We start from the raw sequence: 17,012 nt of genomic DNA on the forward strand, positions 1-17,012 counted from the left end.
ATGCTAGCTACTGCTTTCGCTCTGGGTTATTCACCCTCGGCTGGTAGTTCACTTCGCTTGGCGACAAATACCCGCGGCCTGCCTCTATTGCAGGCTAGATGTGTGCCATGCCCGACACACTATGAAAAAGAGTATGTCCTGCTGCGGGACATACTCTTTTAATCTGCTGTGTGTGAATGATCAGCTGACTCTGTGGATCTGCATGTTGCCATTGGAGATCGCATACATGCTGCACTCCTTGACGCCATTGGAAGGATCCATGGCGTTGACGACCATGCCGTTGCCAACATAGATGGCAGAATGGCCGTTCCATGTGACAAGATCTCCCGGCTGGGCATCCGCTGCGGACACAAGCGTACCAGAATTTTCCTGACCATAGGATGTTCTTGGCAGGGAAATGCCGAACTGGCTGTAGACATACTGGGTGAAACCGGAGCAGTCAAAGCCGGTTGCCGGTGAGGTGCCGCCCCAGACGTATCTGGATCCGATCAGTGACGTGGCGAATTCTACGATGGAATTGCCGGAGCCTGTATTGACGGTTGTGGAGCTGCTGCTGATCAAAGAGGCAATCTGCTGTGCCTGCAGCTGGGCAGCTGCAGCAGCCTGTGCTTCGGCTTCTTCCTGTGCTTTGCGGGCAGCTTCATCCGCGGCCTGTTTTGCAGCTTCTTGGGCAGCGGCTTCTTCCTCAGCCCGGACAACCTCCACTGGCTTTTTCACCGTGACATCATAGGACACTTCGGAACTGTTTCCGGAAGTATCATAGAACGTCATGGTGCACGTGTATGTGCCTTCAGTATTGATATCTACGTTATCGGTTTCCTTGATGGCAGGCAGCTTGCCGCCGGTAGAGGAAACATAGCCGATGTTATCGCCATAGTTGAAGGCAGTGCCAAGATCCAGTGTGATGGACGGCTGTTTCAAAATGACCTGGGGCCCACTGGGAGAGACCATTTTGACTGCGGCATATTCGGTAAAGTCATAGCCGACAGTGGAATCACTGCTGCGTACCAGTGATACAGAAATGTTGACTTTCTGGATGCCTGGTTTTGTGCGGTCGAAGGTGTCGGTATAGATCGAAGAAGCGTCCATATTGATGTTGTTCAGGTTGACGGCGGCATCATAGCCGGCTCTTTCTTCGATCACTTTCTGTTTCAGGGTGGCCAGAGGATTCTGGTCATTCATATCAATTTCAAAGATGCGCAGGCTGGCGGTGTCTGTACTCACGGTTCCTGTGCTGGAATTATCAGCGTAAACCGGTGAGAAATTGAGAAGCAGGCAAACAGTGCCAGCTGCGGCTGCGAATACTTTTCTTGTTGTCACCATATTTGAAAGTCTAACCGGATCGTCCCTCCATTTCAAGTGAGCTGTGTGAAGGATTGGTGAAGAATAAGCCAAAACAGTCCACAAATACATTTTTACGGACTGTGATGTGATGACATCAGCCAATTCTGTGAATTAACATGTTCCCGTTGGTGATGGCATAGATGGAACATACTGCCACACCCTGGGTTGGATTCATGGCATTGACCATCTGGCCATTGCCAATGTAGATACCGGCATGTCCGTTATAGGTGACAAGATCACCTGGCTGGGCATCAGCTACGGACACAATGGTGCCGGCTGCTTCCTGGCCATAGGACGTTCTTGGCAGGGAGTAGCCAAATGCCGCATAGACATACTGGGTGAAACCGGAGCAGTCAAAGCCGGATGGGGATGAACCGCCATAGACATAGGCACTGCCGGCAAATGACAGGGCATAGTCCGCAATGGAAGAGCCGGTTGGATTGGCTGCCACATTGGCGGATACGGTTGTTGTGGCCATTGCCGCGGCAGCTGCTTCCTGAGCGGCCTGCTGGGCAGCAGCTTCCTCAGCTGCTTTCTGGGCTGCTTCCCGGGCAGCGGCTTCTTCGGCAGCCTTCTTGGCCGCTTCTTCTTCTGCTCTTACAACCTCGGCCGGCTTTTTGACTACCACGCTATAGGACACGGTTGTCTTCTGACCGCGCTCATCAATGGCTGTTACGGTGCAGGTATACGTGCCTTCGGTATTGACGTCCACGTTGTCGGTTTCCTGAATGACTGGCAGGGAACCGCTGGAAGTAGAAAGAATGGCAATATTGTCGGCATAGCTGAAGTTGGACTGGTAGTCTACCCTGACTTCATCCTGCTTCAGGACAACTCTGGGGGCACCGGTTGAAGTAACTGTGACGGCAGCGCTTGTTGTCCAGGCCTGCTGCAGGGTGCTTGTGGTATGCTCAGCGTTTGTGTAGACCGCGGGCTGCAGGGAGATGGAGACTGTCTGCAGGCCGGTGTGGTTCAGGCTGAGGCCTTCGACACTGATGAGGCTGGCAGAAGCGTCAATGTCATCTGCCTTCACAGAACCATTTGCTTTGACATAGCTGTCAATGGCCTGCTGCTTGAGTGTATCCATGGCATTGGCATCATTGATGTCAATGGAATAGACAGCCAGAGACTGTGTGGCTGTTTCATCTGCCGCAAAGACATGCAGCGGTGCTGCAAAGACCATCAGGCCGGCAGCCGCAAAGGGAATAAAAGCCTTTGCCATCCGTTTTTTTGTATTTGTACGCATGGCCGTAGTTAAGCACACAAAAAACATGCCTTGCAACAAAATCTTAAGATTTCACATGCGTCTCACACAATGAAAGCGGATTATCAGGACATACTCGCAGAATTGTCGTATTGCAAATATTCGAAAATCGGCTTGTGCCGATGGGCTTGAAAAAATGGCGTGTAAAGGTGAAAATTGACGCATGAGAACAGTGATACAGAGAGTAAGTGAAGCGTCGGTAACGATCGATGGAAGTGTCCATGGTGCTATTGGCAGAGGGTATATGATTCTGGTTGGCATTGCGGACAGTGATGATGAAGCAGTGATCAACAAGATGGCAGATAAGATTGCCAGACTGAGAATCTTTGAGGATGAAAACGGCAAGATGAACCTGAATCTTGAACAGGTGTCCGGTGCCATTTTGTCCATTTCGCAGTTTACGTTGTATGCGGACTGCCGCAAGGGCAACCGTCCTTCCTTTTCCAAAGCCGGCAGACCGGATCATGCGAAAAAGATGTATCTGTACTTCAATGATGTGATGCGCCGCTATGGCTTTGATGTGCAGGAGGGTATTTTCGGGGCGGATATGAAGGTGAGGCTGCTGAATGACGGTCCGGTGACAATCGTTCTCGATTCCGATACGCTCTGATGTATAATAGGGAACGGTTTGTGTATGGAATGCTGTGAAGGAAAGCTTTTGTATGGCAGTCTGCTGTCAGAGAAGCTGAAAAGACAAATGAAAGAAGAAGTGGAAGGATACCGTGCCAATGGGCTGCGGGTACCCCGTCTGGATACGATTCTGGTCGGGGATGATCCTTCTTCGCTTTCCTATATCCGCGGCAAGAAGAAGGCATGTGAGGTTGTCGGCATTGAGAATGTTGTCCACCATCTGCCGGCTGATATCTCGCAGAAAGGCCTGGAGGATGTCATCTTTGCCTGCAATCACAATGATGCCTGTGATGGCATTCTGTTGCAGATGCCTCTGCCTGATCATCTGGATGCCAATCATGCGATCTTCTGCATTGATGTTGGCAAAGATGTGGATGGTCTGACACCGCTGAATGTCGGCAGGCTGTATGCCGGGGAACCGTGTTTTGCGCCATGTACACCGCTGGGCATCCTGTCTATTCTGGATGCGATGGGATGTGCGATTGATGGTGCCAGGGCGGTTGTGGTCGGCAGATCGCGGCTGGTTGGCAATCCAGTCGCGCGCCTTCTGCAGGACCGCAATGCGACGGTGACCGTCTGCCACAGTCATACCCGCCGTCTGCGGCAGATTACAAAGGAAGCGGATATTCTGGTGGCAGCGGTCGGTGTGCCGCAGATGATTGATCATACGTATATCAAAGAAGGTGCCTGTGTTGTGGATGTGGGCATCAACCGTAGGGAAGACGGTCATTTGTGCGGAGATGTGAATACGGAGGATGTGCTGCCGTATGTGCATATGGTGACGCCGGTGCCAAAGGGTGTGGGGCCGATGACGATCTGTGCCTTGCTGATGAATACGATGCGTTCCTATCGGCTGAAAGTGGGATGATAATATGGAATATGGGCTTAATGATATTGTCGAGATGAAGAAGGAACATCCCTGCCATAAGGCAAAAACATGGAAGATCATCCGCATGGGCGCGGATATCAAGATCAAGTGTCAGGGATGCGGGGCTGTGGTCATGTTTCCGCGGCATGAGTTTGAGAAGAAGCTGAAGAAGGTTGTGGAACACGTTTCTTCAGAAGAAGGAGAGTAAGAGATGGCTTTAACAGCAGGTATTGTCGGACTGCCGAATGTGGGCAAGTCAACGTTGTTCAATGCAATTACAAACAGCCAGGTGCTGGCGGAGAATTATCCATTTGCGACCATTCAGCCGAATGTCGGTGTGGTGGAAGTACCGGATAAGAGAATGGATGACTTTGTTAACATGTTCCATCCGCGCAAGACAATTTATACGACATTTGAATTCACGGATATTGCGGGTCTTGTCAAGGGTGCTTCCAAGGGTGAAGGTCTTGGCAACCAGTTCCTTGCCAACATTCGTCAGACGGATGCCATTGTGCATGTGGTCAGATGCTTCGATGATGACAATATTGAGCATGTCGAGGGCAGTGTGGATCCGGTCCGTGATATTGATGAGATTAACATGGAACTCTGCCTGGCAGATCTTGATACCGTGCAGAACCGCATTGGCAAGGTTGCCAAGAAGGCACAGACCAAGGATAAGGAAGCGATGAAGGAGATGAATTCTCTGACCCGCTTCAAGGAAGCACTGGAACAGGGCAAGCCTGTCCGTCTGCTGGATCTGGATGAGGATGACAGGCTGAATCTGAAGAACTATGGCCTGCTGACAGGCAAGCCGGTGATCTATGTTGCCAATATGTCGGATGAAGAAATCGGGGATCCGGCATCCAACAAGTACTATCAGGCTGTCAAGGCATTTGCGGACAACGAAGGTTCTTCCTGCATTGCCATCTGTGCCAAGATGGAAGAAGAACTGTCCGGCCTTGATAAGGATGAAAAGAAGGCATTCCTTGATGACCTTGGCATTGAACAGTCTGGTCTGGATCAGATCATTCAGGCTGCATATCATCTGCTTGGCTTAAGAACGTTCTTTACGGTTGGTGAGCCGGAGTGCCGTGCATGGACGTTCCATGAGGGCATGAAGGCACCGCAGTGTGCGGGCATCATCCATTCTGACTTTGAGCGCGGCTTCATCAAGGCAGAAGTTTACAGTTATGAAGATCTGATGGAGTATGGCAGCGAGCAGGCTCTCAAGGAACATGGCAAGCTGCGTGTGGAAGGCAAGGACTATCTGATGCAGGATGGCGATGTCGTCTTCTTCCGCTTCAATGTTTAATCCACAAATTTGTCAGATTCTGATACCAATATGTACAGGGCAGCACAGCCTGCCTTTTTTTGTGCAGAAAGCTTGACGGTGATGCGGTACGGGCTATAATGAACAATGTTCAAGTTGAAAGGATCATATGAATCACAGCGTAACCAGCAAAGAAGAAATCTTATCTGTGTGCCGGGATATTGTCAGACAGGAAGGCATTCAGGGCGTCAATGCCAGAAGAGTGGCAGGGCAGCTTGGCATCGCCCTTGGCTCTTTGTACAACTATTATCCAGGCAAAGAGGCACTGGTGATGGCGAGCGTGGCTTCGGTATGGCAGGATATTCTCTCTCTGGATGGTATGCAGAATCTGTCTTTTGCGGATACGGTGGACCGCATTGTCCATGATCTTGCCAGTGGGCAGAAAAAGTATCCCAATTTCTTTGCCAGCCATGCCATGGTGTTTGGCACAAAGACGGATGCCAGAGCGGCGATGGGCAGGATGGAAGCCGGCCTGCAGCAGATGCTCAAGCGTGCCCTTGCCCAGGATCCTGCTGTGTGCAAAGAGATTGATCCGGATGGCTTTGTACAGCTGTTGATGGATCTGATCAATGGCATGGTGCTGCGGAATCACTTTAATGAGAAGATCGTGCTGGATGTTGTGAATGCATATGCATATGGAGGCAAGTATGGAAGAAAAAAGTGAGAAGTTCAGACCGAAGGCTATGGGCATCTTTGAGTCTGTGTTTGATGCGTGCTATCTGCTGTTTGACCTGGTGGCAGGCATTCTGTTTCTGAAGAATGCGGACGGCAGACTGGTGTTTGAGCTGTATGGAGCTCTGGCTCTGGTGCTGGGCGGCGGTGATGCCTTTCATCTGGTGCCAAGAATCAAGGTGAATCTGTTTGGTAGGAGTGAGAAGTCTGATTTCTGGCTGGGTCTTGGCAAAGCCATCACCTCAGAAACCATGACCGTCTTCTATCTGATTCTGTTCATGATCTGGACGGAGATGTTCCCTGCCTATCTGGCTTCGACAAAAGTGGTGTTTGTGCTGTTTGCCTGTGCCTTTGTGCGCATGGTGCTGTGTTTGTTCCCGCAGAATAACTGGTTCCATCCCGAAGGCAGTCTGCGCTGGTCTTTGTACCGCAATATTCCGTTTACCGTTGTCGGTGCCATCATGATGGTGCTGTTTTATCAGACTGGCATGACGCATATGACCTGGGCCATTCTGCTGTCTTTTGGCTGCTATCTGCCGGTGACCATGCTGGCAAGCAAGATGCCGCCGATTGGTGCTTTGATGATGCCAAAGACGCTTGCCTATGTGTGGATGATTGCCATGGGACTGAAACTTCTCTAGACAATTCTCACGCATTGGTCGCTCAATTACATATAACTAGTGCTAAAATAATCACAACAGGAGGTAAGAGAAATGAAACTGATCCTTGCTATTGTTTCTAATGATGATGCTTCAGCCGTTTCTTCTGCTTTGACCAAGAATAATTTCTACATGACCCGTCTGGCGACGACCGGCGGCTTTCTGAGAGCCGGCAATACGACGCTGATTGTTGGTACAGAGGACAATCTGGTTGACAAGTGCATTGAGGTGATTGGCTCAGAGGCAAAGCGCCGCACAGAGATTGTGCCGAGCACTGCCAGCTATGACATCGGCCGCTATGCTTCGTTCCCGGTTGAAGTACAGGTCGGCGGGGCAACGATCTTTGTCCTGGATGTTGAGCAGTTCAAGAAGCTGTAAGAAAGGAATGAGCGGGGAACCGCTCTTTTTATGTGATGGATTTCAGAGAAACAAGAACAGAAGATCTTGACGAAGTGATGCAGATCTATGCCCAGGCAAAGAAATGGATGAAGGAAGCTGGCAATCCGCAGTGGCAGGGAAGCTATCCTGCCAGAGAGGATATTGAAAAGGATATGGCGGCACATGGCAGCTATGTACTGGTGGATGAAGGACGGATTGTGGCCACAACTGCCATATTGTTCGGGGATGATCCGCATTATCATCAGATTCGGGGCAAGTGGCTGAATGATCAGCCGTATGGCGTGATTCATAGAACTGCTGTGGCAGACAGAGGAAAAGGATATGGCAGCGTACTGATCCAGTATGCTGAAAAGCTTGCCCGGGACAGAAACATTGCAAACCTGCGCATGGATACCCATGAAAGGAATGCAAGCATGCGTCATCTGATGGAGAAAAGCGGCTTTGTCTGGTGCGGGACTGTCTGGATGGATGATGGTTCGCCAAGAATAGCCGGGCAGAAGGTACTGGATGCACAGAAGTGAAAAGTCATGTACAATAAGACACAGCTAAATTACTGGAGTGTATTGACATGAATGATGAAACAAACAATGAAGAGATAAAGAAGGAAGATGATTCCGCCATGGCTGATGAGGCAGAATCTGAGGTGAAAGTGGAAGAATCTGCCGTAACGCCTGCAGAATCTAAGGCAGAGGCACAAGGAGCGGAGAATCCAGAAGCTTCGAAAGAAGGAAAGGCTGCGGAATCTCTTGAAGAGCCGGTGCAGAAAGAGGCGCCAAAGGAAGAAAAAGCGGCGGAAGATGCAGCCCGGAAGAAGAAAAAGGGTGTACCTTTTTGGGCGGCTATTGTGGTGATCATCGCATGTGTTGGTGTGCTGGCAATGGTGCTCAGACAGAATGGCAGTCTGATCATGGATCCCGAAGACTGGGGCATTGGCGGCAGAAGAAGCTATATCTATGTGCAGCTGAAGAGTGCTTCCCAGGCTGATAAGAGTGCCAACTTTACCTTTGCTGTTCCTGACAGTATCAATGGTGTTTCCAACAAGGAATACTGGATCGTCAAGGATTACATCTATGATGTGCGCTATACCGATGATGATGGTACGGTTGAGTACATTCTGCACAAGTGTGAGCGCAATGATCTTGAAACAGCAGATACCAATACATACCGCCAGTCCAATATCGTGGATGTTGATGGCATTGAAGTCACAGAGAAGGGACAGGATGATCTTGTCCAGAGTGCAACCTGGTCAGCGCATGGCTATTACTATCAGATTCTGACCAGAGATGACAACAAGCTGGATGCGAATACGATTGCCACGCTGATCGGACAGATTGGATAAGACACAATTGATAAACAGTGCGCAGGCATGCCAGATGACATGCCTGTTTTTTCTGATGTCCGGCGGATCTGTGAAAAGATTTTTCAAGATTTTCATTTTTTCAGAAATAGCTTGTACATATCAGAAAATGATGTTAGAACAAGGTATCATTTCGAAATGCTTTCCAGTGTGTTTCGGAATGTTTTTTGCTTTGTGGGCTTCAGGTCATCCTTGGATGAATGAAGATAGATGAAAGGGGATATATCACACTATGAGCAGTATTATCACGGATATACTGGCTGTCATTGGCGTGGTGCTGAATGGTCTGCCGCAGGGCCTGCTTGCACTGAGCCTTGGCTTTGCCAGCATTCCAACCGCATTGGCATTCTTTGTTGGTGCCATTGGCAACACTGTCACCCAGAATGTTGCGCCGATTTCCTTCCAGGCAGAGACGATCACGTATGCCGGCAAGGCTGGCAAGAACCGGTCTGAGGCATGCACGATTATCTTCATTGGCGGCGTCATCATGGCCATTGTCGGCCTGACCGGCTCTTTGACAAAGATCGTGGACTTTATCGGCAGCGATATTGCCAATGGCATGATGGCTGGTGTCGGCATCATGCTCTCCAAGACAGCCATTGACATGATCAAAGAAGACAAGATTGCCGGCGGTGTTTCACTGGCAGCAGCCATCATCACGTATGTCATTGCCCGCAACAGCTCCAACGTCCTTGTCTACACGATCCTGATCTCGGTTGTGGCTTCTTGCATCGCATCTGCCATCTTTGAAAAAGGAAAGCAGAAGACCATCACTGTCGTGGATGATAACTTCAAGCATCAGAAGTTTGCCATCAATAAGAACGTGATCTTCGGGGCCCTTGGCATTGCCTGCCTGAACATTGGTTCCAATATTTCCTTTGGCTCCATCACTGCCAGCATGGCAAGCACTGCTCACTATAACGTTGACCAGCTGACTTTCATCTCTTCACTGGCTGATATGTGCTCCTCCTTCTTCGGCGGTGCACCGGTTGAATCCATCATCTCTGCCACGGCAGCTGCTCCGCATGCTGTGTGGGCAGGCGTTGCCATGATGGCCGCCATCGGCATCATCCTTCTTTCCGGCTTACTGCCAAAGATCGGCAAGTATGTACCGTCTTCTTCCATCGCCGGCTTCCTGTTTGTACTGGGTGTCTTCAAGACCGTTGCCCTGGATGCGCCGGCTGCTCTTGCTACAGCACCGGCAGTTGGTGCACTGACGATGACAGTCACAGCAGTTACCAATCCGTTCTTTGGCATGCTGGCAGGTGTAGCAGCCAGATTCCTTGGTCTTTGAGGTGGAAAATGCAGACCTATACATTGCATGTGGCAGGTGTCACAAGACAACTGCCAGTCATTGGGATCAGTGATGATACCGCCATTGCCAGTTTTGTGATCATCAGTGATACGGAACTGATTCAGGCTGCCGCAAAGCAGCTTGTTGAAAAGATTCAGGAAAACGGTCCGATTGAACAGCTTTTGACTGCTGAGGCAAAGGGGATTGCCCTGGCATATGAGGTCAGCCGGCTGCTGGGGTTAAAACAGTTTGTGGTGGCCAGAAAGAGTGTGAAGAGCTACATGCAGAATGTGGTATCACATGAAGTGAAGTCCATTACCACTGACAAACCGCAGATGCTGTATCTGGATGGCAATGATGCAAAGCTTCTGAAAGGAAAGAGAATCTGCCTGATTGATGATGTGATCTCCACTGGTGAATCTCTGCAGGCCATTGAGGACCTTGCCATCAAGGCAGGGGCGCAGCCTGTGTGCAGAGCAGCGGTACTGGCTGAAGGAGATGCGGCCAAAAGAAAAGACATCCTCTTCCTGGAGAAGCTGCCACTGTTTAAGAAAGGCAGCAATGGTGTTTTCCAACCCATAGACTAACATTATTACAAGTAGAAGGCATTGGGTCTTCTGCTTTTTTATAATTGATTAATGAATGAGAATATTTCAAAAGGCTATGTCACAACAAACAGTTGATAAATAGCCATTTTTATAGGGGAGTATCAGAACTCCCCTACAAACTGTTATTTGCAGTTATCTATACTCATTTGGAATTTCGATATGAAGTGTCTCACACAATAACTTCACATCATGTGCATCATTTTCATCAAACTCGTATCCCAGATGGAACATTACTTGACTATATGGTTCAATACAGGAAACCTCTATTTCCTCAATTCTTCCTTTACCCGAAAAAGTTTCTACCGGAAAACAATCCCCATCATAAAGAATTTCACCTTCGTCCGTATATTCAAAACAATGCAAATCAATAATTCTGTTTTTCAAATCTTCCCATACAGTATGGTTCAATGTTGTATATTCCATCTTAATCTCATAAAAGCCATTAGCTTTCATTATTTCTATAAAGTTCTGATAATCGTTCTTTTCTACAAAAATGTCAATATCATTATGGGCTCTTGACTGATATCCAAGAAGAGCATCTACACCCCAGCCACCATCAAGAAAGACTTTAATCTCCGCATCTATTGCAAATTGAAGAATCTGTTTTACATCTGTTATATTGACCATCTTATCATCTCCACAAATTCTAATTAGGCGACCAGAGGAACTGCTGGTCTGTTTGATAAATCTCTGCATTTAGCAGTTTTCAATGTTGCCAAAACGAAAGTTAAGAAGATGTTCCTTTTCTCCATGTCGCTTTCTTTGGCGTAATTTACAAGGTTATTCCACACAAGATAGTTGTTCAGATACTTGGTAGAAACACCGTTAAAGCCACGCATAAACCTCTTTAGCTGGCTATGGTAGCTATTGATATGTTGGATATTATAAATGCCTTTCTTGGCTTTGCCAGTCTTTAACTGCACAAGGTCAATGCCATTGGCATTTGTAAATCTCACATAGGAGTTCATCTTGTCCGTAACAAGAGTGGAATTGGTCTTAATCCTACCATCATAAATATGATGTAAATCTCTTGTAGAAACTCTACCAGTATTCGTAATCTTGGAGATAGACAAGCCATTCCTATTAACCGCACAAGGAACACATACCTTTTCTTGGGACAAGCCTCTGATATGTGTAGAATGACCACGCTTATGAGCCTTGCGTGGCATAGCAAATGTCTTACTCTTGCTATGATTGCCCTTGTACGAGATGGCGAAAAAAGTTTCGTCAGCCTCAATAATGCCGTCAAGGGTAACATCGTCTGCCATATTCTGAAGTGCATCCAAAATCTTGTGTCTCCAAAGGAATGCGGTGTTTCTGTGAATCCCACAAGCAACAGCAGTCTTACGAATGGATAAGCCATTCATCATACAATCAATGTACTGCTCCCACACGGACAAGTCTTTTCTTGTACCAGACACAATGGAGTTCGTAGCAATCACGAAGGACTTGCCACAATCCTTACATACATATCGCTGTGTGCCATCTTTACGATGACCATTGCGAACCACATGGATACAGCCACAAAGAGGGCATACACGACCATTTGCAAAGCGTTCCTTTGCTACGAAATCTTCAATATTCAAAGACTTTACAAAGGCAGGACTTAAAAGCATTGTTTTAAGGCTTTCCTGCTCTGCGACAGTCAACTTACCGATAATATCTAATGCGTCTTTGATAGTAGGCATATCCAATTACCTCCTTCGGTGGTACTGTTTCTTACTATTATTATACGCTATTTCTCGTCAAAAATCAACCATTTGTTGTGACAGAGCCTTTCAAAAAAAGAAAGAAATAATTTCTGCAATGGGTAATTTAAGGAGCACTGGCTTTTGACGTGTTGTGCCTATCAAGATTCAGAACATTTCTTTGAAATCTGGAGGTATTGCAGCAGTTTAACTGCGTAGAACATTCATTTCAGGTTTTTACCTGCCGTTTAAAGACTATTCTGTGTTGATCCCATAGGTTCATTCAATTGTTTATCAAATCTATAATGCTTGGAGTATCCATTCAAAAAATGATGATTTGATCAAAGATTGAATTCCTTTCCGAAAGATGATGAACAAAGCCCGCTATGCAAAAAACAATTTATCAAGTAGTGCTAGAAAAGTGCTGAACTGATCATGTATCTTCACGGTATCTCTGATATGAAGCTCTATTAGGCATTTTTATATACTTTCGTACAGAAAATCCAAATTTAAATGATATTTGAGCTGGATTTATTTGGTAATATTTATTACATGGGTAAGAAAAAATTGAAGAAAAGTGTGGTAATCAGTATTGCTGTGATCTGTGCTACAGCAGCTTCTGGTGTTGGATATCGTGTTTATGCATTGGAAAATAAACGCAAGCGTGAAGCAGAAAAGCAGAGGGTGATAAGTGAATTGGAATGTACTCTTAATGGTGATGGAATATTGGAGTATGGAAAAGAGACAGTTGACTCTCTGACTCTAGTTACTGTGTCAGATTATGCAGATGATGGACAGAAGATTACTGTAACCGCAGCTCCAGTAGAAATTGATGGATCTGTAGTCGGTACACAGAAAGTAACATATACGTTAAGTACGGTAGATGCTTACAATGATGAAGTCTCAAAGAAATTTGAGAAGACAATTGAAGTGAAGGACACACAGGCTCCTGCAATTTCACTTTCTCAGGATAGCGTTACTCTTGAATATGGCAGCAGTTTTGATCCTAACTCAGTTGTTTCTTCTGTACAGGATCCGGTCGATGGTGATCTTGAAAAGGTAGATCAGGAACCTGAAACACCAGATGTTTCAGGTAATGGATGGTATACAGTCACCTCAGATGTAGATACATCAGTGCCAGGAGAGTATTCAGTGACAGTTCATGCGGTTGACAAGAATGGGAATGCTGCTGAGGACAAGCGTGCTGCAGTCACTGTACAGGATAAAGTCAGTACAGCCTCCAGCCTGCAGTCCAGTCAGGCTGTCACCAGCAATGCATCGCCTGCTGGATCTACCGATACATTTTCGGTGAGCACTCCGGGCGATACGGGCAATGCGACTTTGAACTCTTTGGCAGATGATATACTTTCTGGAATTATCAATGATTCGATGTCTGATCGCGAAAAATGTTATGCAATTTACCAGTGGACTGAGAATCATATCCGTTATACCGGTGGCTCTGATCACAGTGATTGGGTTTCAGGCGGTATTACCGCATTAAGTACAAGACGCGGCGACTGCTATGCTTTCTACAGTGGAGGCAGATCCTTGCTGACAAGAGCGGGTTTTCAGACTATGGAGATGAAATTCCCAAATAATGGGCATTACTGGGTAAAGGTATATATTGATGGAAGCTGGCTGAACTGGGATGCTACCACGGGCTGGGGTACTGAGCGCTTCCTGTGGACGGATGATCAGCTTCATAATTATTCTTACTATAATGCATCGTCTGGTGAAACGATTTATTACTATTTTTAAGAAGGGGAAAAACAATGAAAGCTAAAATATTGAATGCAGTTATCATGGGCGCAGTTTTAATGAGTGGCTGTGGCAGTGCTGCAGCTTCAGAACCGAGTACTCCTGCCAGCTCAACGGCAGTGACGCTTGATGATACAAGCGCATTAGTTGACGGTAATGTGATTTCACTTAACGACAACATGGGAGATGTGAAAAAGAAGGTTGGTAAAGAAACCAAGATGACAGAAACAGAATCCTGTGTTTATAACGGTAAGGAGAAGATTTATGAATATGATCAGTTCACAATCAAAACATATCCTAAGGACAACGAGGATTATGTAAGCTCAATCACTATTAATTCCAAGCATGACAAAGTCTCTGGGAATGTTCAAGTGGGTAGTCAAACTTCAGAGATCGAATCCGAATACCCGAATGCTGAAAAAACGCCATCTGTATATATTTTGGATCAAAATGATTATGGTCGCTCCTATTCATATGCAGATAGTACTGTCACCTCAATTGAACTTTATGTTATTGTGCAGTAACCGTTGAATGGAGAAATTATCAGTGCAAATTCTTTAGACTGGTATCGGATCCAAATGTATCTATTCCATAGATCACGTAAATATCTGTAGAGTTTGCTGAATCAATCATGGCGCTGACTGCATCATGTGTGTACCGAAGGTCTACAACCTTGATTTCCTGATACTCTGTGACAAGATAAGGGATCAGTATGTTTGCCATACTGTCTTTGATAATAATTGCTGTTTTTTCGTTATTGACAGATGTTTTGATATCGATGAAACCATGATTTCCACTCAGATAATACTGGTATTGATCTTTTTCATTTAGTTTGTTGCTGTCGTAAAGACTGCTGAGTGCATCCCCATCATCAATTGTTACAGATACATTCACATTATTCTGTGGAATAATATTCATGATGGGATCTGGCTTTACCCAGAAAGCTCCAGAGCGTGAATACATTGTTCCTTTAAAAGAGTTGCTCACCTGTTTGTATGAAAACAACTGAGGCTCTTTTTTTAATACTGTCTGGCTGATTGCTTCATAGCCCAAATACGCGCCTTTTTCGTTCCAGTGATGGTCTGTATGAAAGTATGTCGCTTCTGAGTCGATTAAGGTATCCATTGGAATCATCTGCTGTTTTTGTAACTGCTGAGCGATATCAGCCAGGATTGCATTTTCATCAAGATTCCAAGCACCATAGGGCAGTTCAGAAGATAAAGCATAAGCAGCGTTTGGCACCACCATTACATTGATAGGTTTGCTGATGCTTTCTGAGAAGGCGTTGATATATGAACAATTTGCAACAATGATGCTTTGTGAAGTTGATTGATAGGCTTGAATCAGATATTGATCTTTGCCAAAGTAGACATCATTGTTTTCAATACTGCCTGTCACCCTCCGAATACCTGCCTTTATTGAAATCAAAGCGTTGCGAAATGGAAATTGGTCAGTCTCATAATTCTCGAATTGTTCGTCAAACGAACCATCGATAGTAAAAACAGGTTTTTGAGCTAGACTCCTGTTTTCTTGTGAAGAATATAAGGAGTCGGGGTTGAAGGCGTTGGCTACTGAAAACATGAGGATAAATGTCAGAAAGACAGTAATAATTTGTTTAGCTTTATTCTTTGTCATTTTTCACCTGATTAAAAACGGAAGTACAAGAATGGATTGTAAGTTGAGCTGATGATATATGCAGTTGAGGCTACAAGGCCTGCAATGATCAGGGCAGGAGATAATGCCTGGTAAATACGGCTGTCTTTTATTTTCAGATGTTTCAGCATCGGTGTGGAGGCGATGAAACATGTGATAATCAGTAAAAAATTATCTCTCAGATAATAAAGAGCAGCGCTATTGATAAATTTACCTGTACTGCCAAACATTGCAGAAAGAAATGATAGTGCCTGAGACAAATCAGTGAAATTAAAGAATACAAATGCTATCACAATTACGATCATTGTATAGAGATGTCTGATAACATGCGGCGCTTTCTTCAATATCTTCAGCAGAAACAGTTTCTCCATAATGAGAAGCAGTCCATTGATTAATCCCCATAAGGCAAAGTTCCAGGATGCACCATGCCATAGTCCTGTCAGAAACCAGACAATGATGATATTTAAAAATTGCCTTGGAAGTCCTCTCTGATTGCCTCCTAAAGGGATATATACATAGTCTTTGAAAAAAGAAGACAGAGAGATATGCCATCTGCGCCAAAAATCAGTGACAGATTGTGCAATGAACGGATAGTTAAAATTTTCTTTAAAATCAAATCCAAGCATTTTTCCAAGCCCGATGGCCATATCAGAATATCCTGAAAAATCAAAATATAGTTGGAACATGAAACAGATGCTGACAAGCCAGCTTGAGACAACAGTCGTTTCATTGGAAGGAAGAGAAGAGATACTTGTGCTGATACTGCCTATTGTATTGGCCAGCAGAACTTTCTTGCATAATCCACATACAAATCTCGTTATTCCATCCGCAAACGAATTTTCAGTGATTTTTCTGTCTGTTAACTGAGGTTCAATATCTGAATACCGGACAATAGGACCGGCAATTAACTGAGGAAACATTGAAACATACGTACCAAAATTGACAAATGATTTTTGAGGCAAGATTTCTTTTTTGTATAGATCTATTGGATAGGTCATAGCCTGAAAAATATAAAATGAAATGCCGATCGGCAGCTCAATATCCAATTGCTGCAGATGCAGCCCTAGCAGCAGATTGAGATTGTTGATAATAAAGCCTGCATATTTGAAAAAGCCAAGCAGGCCAAGATCAATAATCAATGTAATGACAAGAATGAGTTTTTCCTTCTGATGATTATTGATGCTTCCGATGAGAATCCCGCTCAGCCAGTTGATGAAAATTACTGCCAGCATGATGATAACAAATTTGGGTTCTCCCCAAGCATAAAACAGCAATGACACCAAAAAAAGCACAATGTTACGCGCTTTTAATGGAGTTATAAAATATAGCGCAAGAACAATGGGTAGATAGATAAAAAGAAAAGTGATACTGCTGAATACCATATAGTCTCTTCCTAATTAAATGTTAACATCGACCATAGTTTAAAGAGATGTGAAGCAGAAATCCACTCTTTCTTATAAAGAATTCTTTAAGTATGTTTAATGTGATCAG

At 45.6% G+C, this 17,012-nt stretch carries 19 protein-coding genes; 13 read left to right on the plus strand and 6 right to left on the minus strand.

Annotated elements, in window-relative coordinates:
* Nucleotides 1–180: 180 nt before the first annotated feature.
* Nucleotides 181–1,224 carry a C40 family peptidase gene (locus tag MOZ60_RS06045; protein WP_370595988.1) on the minus strand — a complete coding sequence of 348 codons (1,044 nt, stop codon included), beginning with the start codon at nt 1,222–1,224 and terminating at the stop codon, nt 181–183.
* A 214-nt stretch (nt 1,225–1,438) separates the two neighbouring features.
* A complete protein-coding gene (locus MOZ60_RS06050) occupies nt 1,439–2,563 on the minus strand; it encodes a C40 family peptidase (RefSeq protein ID WP_370595989.1) in 1,125 nt (374 codons plus the stop codon).
* A gap of 205 nt (nt 2,564–2,768) precedes the next feature.
* Between MOZ60_RS06050 and dtd the strand changes: the two genes are divergently transcribed.
* The 11 genes from dtd to MOZ60_RS06105 all read left to right on the plus strand — a co-directional run bounded on the left by dtd (nt 2,769) and on the right by MOZ60_RS06105 (nt 10,401).
* Complete coding sequence (gene dtd, locus MOZ60_RS06055; RefSeq protein ID WP_277010100.1) at nt 2,769–3,215, plus strand: D-aminoacyl-tRNA deacylase; 447 nt, start codon at nt 2,769–2,771, stop codon at nt 3,213–3,215.
* A 24-nt stretch (nt 3,216–3,239) separates the two neighbouring features.
* Complete coding sequence (locus MOZ60_RS06060) at nt 3,240–4,103, plus strand: bifunctional 5,10-methylenetetrahydrofolate dehydrogenase/5,10-methenyltetrahydrofolate cyclohydrolase (protein ID WP_370595990.1); 864 nt, start codon at nt 3,240–3,242, stop codon at nt 4,101–4,103.
* A gap of 4 nt (nt 4,104–4,107) precedes the next feature.
* A complete protein-coding gene (locus MOZ60_RS06065; protein WP_108774831.1) occupies nt 4,108–4,311 on the plus strand; it encodes a DUF951 domain-containing protein in 204 nt (67 codons plus the stop codon).
* Between the two features lie 3 nt (nt 4,312–4,314).
* On the plus strand, nt 4,315–5,415 hold the full coding sequence (ychF, locus tag MOZ60_RS06070) for a redox-regulated ATPase YchF (RefSeq protein ID WP_370595991.1): 1,101 nt from the start codon (nt 4,315–4,317) through the stop codon (nt 5,413–5,415).
* A gap of 127 nt (nt 5,416–5,542) precedes the next feature.
* Nucleotides 5,543–6,097, plus strand: coding sequence for a TetR/AcrR family transcriptional regulator (locus tag MOZ60_RS06075; RefSeq protein ID WP_370595992.1), 555 nt, complete (start codon nt 5,543–5,545; stop codon nt 6,095–6,097).
* Nucleotides 6,081–6,746 (plus strand): hypothetical protein, encoded by a 666-nt coding sequence (locus tag MOZ60_RS06080; RefSeq protein ID WP_370595993.1) that lies wholly within the window; start codon nt 6,081–6,083, stop codon nt 6,744–6,746. The genes MOZ60_RS06075 and MOZ60_RS06080 overlap by 17 nt, the downstream gene beginning before the upstream one ends.
* Before the next feature lie 72 nt (nt 6,747–6,818).
* Nucleotides 6,819–7,142 carry a cyclic-di-AMP receptor gene (locus tag MOZ60_RS06085; RefSeq protein ID WP_108774835.1) on the plus strand — a complete coding sequence of 108 codons (324 nt, stop codon included), beginning with the start codon at nt 6,819–6,821 and terminating at the stop codon, nt 7,140–7,142.
* A gap of 35 nt (nt 7,143–7,177) precedes the next feature.
* Nucleotides 7,178–7,684, plus strand: coding sequence for a GNAT family N-acetyltransferase (locus MOZ60_RS06090; protein ID WP_370596032.1), 507 nt, complete (start codon nt 7,178–7,180; stop codon nt 7,682–7,684).
* A gap of 47 nt (nt 7,685–7,731) precedes the next feature.
* A complete protein-coding gene (locus tag MOZ60_RS06095; protein ID WP_370595994.1) occupies nt 7,732–8,502 on the plus strand; it encodes a hypothetical protein in 771 nt (256 codons plus the stop codon).
* A gap of 250 nt (nt 8,503–8,752) precedes the next feature.
* Nucleotides 8,753–9,814 carry a benzoate/H(+) symporter BenE family transporter gene (locus MOZ60_RS06100; protein WP_108774839.1) on the plus strand — a complete coding sequence of 354 codons (1,062 nt, stop codon included), beginning with the start codon at nt 8,753–8,755 and terminating at the stop codon, nt 9,812–9,814.
* 8 nt (nt 9,815–9,822) lie between these two features.
* Nucleotides 9,823–10,401 (plus strand): phosphoribosyltransferase family protein, encoded by a 579-nt coding sequence (locus MOZ60_RS06105; RefSeq protein ID WP_370595995.1) that lies wholly within the window; start codon nt 9,823–9,825, stop codon nt 10,399–10,401.
* Between the two features lie 153 nt (nt 10,402–10,554).
* Here the strand turns inward: MOZ60_RS06105 and lnu(C) are convergent, their stop codons facing one another.
* Together lnu(C) and MOZ60_RS06115 are read right to left on the minus strand one after the other, a co-directional pair.
* On the minus strand, nt 10,555–11,049 hold the full coding sequence (lnu(C), locus tag MOZ60_RS06110) for a lincosamide nucleotidyltransferase Lnu(C) (RefSeq protein ID WP_019543803.1): 495 nt from the start codon (nt 11,047–11,049) through the stop codon (nt 10,555–10,557).
* 23 nt (nt 11,050–11,072) lie between these two features.
* Nucleotides 11,073–12,110: an IS1595-like element ISSag10 family transposase gene (locus MOZ60_RS06115; protein WP_002837184.1), complete on the minus strand. Its 1,038-nt coding sequence runs from the start codon at nt 12,108–12,110 to the stop codon at nt 11,073–11,075.
* Between the two features lie 513 nt (nt 12,111–12,623).
* Between MOZ60_RS06115 and MOZ60_RS06120 the strand changes: the two genes are divergently transcribed.
* Both MOZ60_RS06120 and MOZ60_RS06125 read left to right on the plus strand, forming a co-directional pair.
* Nucleotides 12,624–13,868: a transglutaminase domain-containing protein gene (locus MOZ60_RS06120; RefSeq protein ID WP_370595996.1), complete on the plus strand. Its 1,245-nt coding sequence runs from the start codon at nt 12,624–12,626 to the stop codon at nt 13,866–13,868.
* A gap of 14 nt (nt 13,869–13,882) precedes the next feature.
* Nucleotides 13,883–14,392, plus strand: coding sequence for a hypothetical protein (locus tag MOZ60_RS06125; protein ID WP_370595997.1), 510 nt, complete (start codon nt 13,883–13,885; stop codon nt 14,390–14,392).
* A gap of 19 nt (nt 14,393–14,411) precedes the next feature.
* Here the strand turns inward: MOZ60_RS06125 and MOZ60_RS06130 are convergent, their stop codons facing one another.
* Together MOZ60_RS06130 and MOZ60_RS06135 are read right to left on the minus strand one after the other, a co-directional pair.
* Nucleotides 14,412–15,503 carry a DHHW family protein gene (locus MOZ60_RS06130; protein ID WP_370595998.1) on the minus strand — a complete coding sequence of 364 codons (1,092 nt, stop codon included), beginning with the start codon at nt 15,501–15,503 and terminating at the stop codon, nt 14,412–14,414.
* Nucleotides 15,504–15,514: 11 nt separating this feature from the next.
* On the minus strand, nt 15,515–16,903 hold the full coding sequence (locus MOZ60_RS06135) for an MBOAT family O-acyltransferase (RefSeq protein WP_370595999.1): 1,389 nt from the start codon (nt 16,901–16,903) through the stop codon (nt 15,515–15,517).
* Between the last annotated feature and the right edge of the window lie 109 nt (nt 16,904–17,012).

Source organism: Grylomicrobium aquisgranense, assembly GCF_033971865.1.
In the GTDB taxonomy this organism is placed as follows: domain Bacteria; phylum Bacillota_I; class Bacilli_A; order Erysipelotrichales; family Erysipelotrichaceae; genus Bulleidia; species Bulleidia massiliensis.

Coding starts and splice junctions, on each gene's coding strand:
- MOZ60_RS06050 (WP_370595989.1), bottom strand. CDS start 2,563: ATGGCAAAGGCTTTTATTCCCTTTGCGGCTGCCGGCCTGATGGTCTTT.
- dtd (WP_277010100.1), top strand. CDS start 2,769: ATGAGAACAGTGATACAGAGAGTAAGTGAAGCGTCGGTAACGATCGAT.
- MOZ60_RS06060 (WP_370595990.1), top strand. CDS start 3,240: ATGGAATGCTGTGAAGGAAAGCTTTTGTATGGCAGTCTGCTGTCAGAG.
- MOZ60_RS06065 (WP_108774831.1), top strand. CDS start 4,108: ATGGAATATGGGCTTAATGATATTGTCGAGATGAAGAAGGAACATCCC.
- ychF (WP_370595991.1), top strand. CDS start 4,315: ATGGCTTTAACAGCAGGTATTGTCGGACTGCCGAATGTGGGCAAGTCA.
- MOZ60_RS06075 (WP_370595992.1), top strand. CDS start 5,543: ATGAATCACAGCGTAACCAGCAAAGAAGAAATCTTATCTGTGTGCCGG.
- MOZ60_RS06080 (WP_370595993.1), top strand. CDS start 6,081: ATGGAAGAAAAAAGTGAGAAGTTCAGACCGAAGGCTATGGGCATCTTT.
- MOZ60_RS06085 (WP_108774835.1), top strand. CDS start 6,819: ATGAAACTGATCCTTGCTATTGTTTCTAATGATGATGCTTCAGCCGTT.
- MOZ60_RS06090 (WP_370596032.1), top strand. CDS start 7,178: ATGGATTTCAGAGAAACAAGAACAGAAGATCTTGACGAAGTGATGCAG.
- MOZ60_RS06095 (WP_370595994.1), top strand. CDS start 7,732: ATGAATGATGAAACAAACAATGAAGAGATAAAGAAGGAAGATGATTCC.
- MOZ60_RS06100 (WP_108774839.1), top strand. CDS start 8,753: ATGAGCAGTATTATCACGGATATACTGGCTGTCATTGGCGTGGTGCTG.
- MOZ60_RS06105 (WP_370595995.1), top strand. CDS start 9,823: ATGCAGACCTATACATTGCATGTGGCAGGTGTCACAAGACAACTGCCA.
- MOZ60_RS06115 (WP_002837184.1), bottom strand. CDS start 12,110: ATGCCTACTATCAAAGACGCATTAGATATTATCGGTAAGTTGACTGTC.
- MOZ60_RS06120 (WP_370595996.1), top strand. CDS start 12,624: ATGATATTTGAGCTGGATTTATTTGGTAATATTTATTACATGGGTAAG.
- MOZ60_RS06125 (WP_370595997.1), top strand. CDS start 13,883: ATGAAAGCTAAAATATTGAATGCAGTTATCATGGGCGCAGTTTTAATG.
- MOZ60_RS06130 (WP_370595998.1), bottom strand. CDS start 15,503: ATGACAAAGAATAAAGCTAAACAAATTATTACTGTCTTTCTGACATTT.
- MOZ60_RS06135 (WP_370595999.1), bottom strand. CDS start 16,903: ATGGTATTCAGCAGTATCACTTTTCTTTTTATCTATCTACCCATTGTT.